The 238-nt window shown below is 73.5% G+C and carries 1 pseudogene; it reads right to left on the reverse strand.

The features are described from left to right. Positions 1-45: 45 nt before the first annotated feature. Positions 46-238: pseudogene (locus KVS71_RS18660) on the reverse strand (LysR family transcriptional regulator); the annotation flags it as partial.

Raw genomic sequence — 238 nt, forward strand, 5'->3', positions numbered from 1 at the left:
ATGAACCGATGCATGTGCATGCATATTCCCGGAAGTCGGTTCGCGTCAGTCCAGGAGGATGCGGGAGGCGGCGTCGGCGAGCGCGGCGCGGACGGCGCGGATCGACGGGGCGTCCGCGGAGACCCGGCGCGCGGGGGAGAAGATCTCCCGGCGCGGTTCGTGCGGGAGCGGGGCGAGGTCGACCGTTGGGGTGTCGCCGGCCCACACGGGCTCCGGGAGCAGTCCGACCGCGGGTCCC

It is taken from the genome of Microbacterium sp. GbtcB4 (assembly GCF_019091465.1).
GTDB classification, from domain to species: domain Bacteria; phylum Actinomycetota; class Actinomycetes; order Actinomycetales; family Microbacteriaceae; genus Microbacterium; species Microbacterium paraoxydans.